Annotated in this window: 1 protein-coding gene and 1 pseudogene; one reads left to right on the forward strand and one right to left on the reverse strand. The window is 71.6% G+C overall.

All coding sequences use genetic code 11. The features are described 5' to 3' along the window. Positions 1-267, forward strand: a pseudogene (locus tag ABD989_RS17675) (hypothetical protein); the annotation flags it as partial. A 235-nt stretch (positions 268-502) separates the two neighbouring features. On the opposite strand, the gene ABD989_RS17785 reads toward ABD989_RS17675, so the two are convergent. Continuing rightward, positions 503-602, reverse strand: a 100-nt coding sequence (locus ABD989_RS17785) for a universal stress protein (RefSeq protein WP_425556566.1), incomplete at its 5' end; no start/stop codon positions are given.

Below are 602 nucleotides of genomic sequence, written 5' to 3' on the forward strand. Positions count from 1 at the left end.
CCTGTCGTGCCGGCGGCTATCGACGGCGTGCCGACGGTCCGGGACGCCGCCGAGCGGCTGCGCAAGATCGGCGCCAACCGGCTCGCGCTCGTCCCCTTCGTGATCGGGCCGGAGGCGGATCACAGTCGCATCATCTCCGCCGCCCAGGCCATCGAGGCGGGCTGCGCGGCTCCGCTCGGCGCCCACGAGGCCGTCGCCCGCATGGTGTGCGTGCGGTACGGCGCCGCCTTCGGCGAGCTGGGCGGCTTCGACGACCTCTCCGACTGACCCCGTCTCACCCCCACCCCCACACGCACACCCCCACCCCACTCCCACGGTGATCTTGCGAATTCTGCCAGGGAAGCCTTCCGACCTGCGCGGACCAATCCCGTGATCTTGCAGTTTCTCGCAGTCAGGCTCTCTGACGTTCCGGTGCTGTGCGTGCCGCCGGCTGACGACGACGAGTGAGGTGCGTCGCTCGGGACCGACAGACGGGCCGTGAGACGAGCGCGAGTGGCGACCCTCAGCGGACGACCATCACGCTCATCGGCGCACGGCCGGAGACCAACTCGGCGACGCTGCCGAACAGCAGGTCCGTCTCGCCGGCGCGGCCGTGGCCGCCG

The sequence above is a fragment of the Gordonia alkaliphila genome, from assembly GCF_039542465.1.
Lineage (GTDB): Bacteria > Actinomycetota > Actinomycetes > Mycobacteriales > Mycobacteriaceae > Gordonia > Gordonia alkaliphila.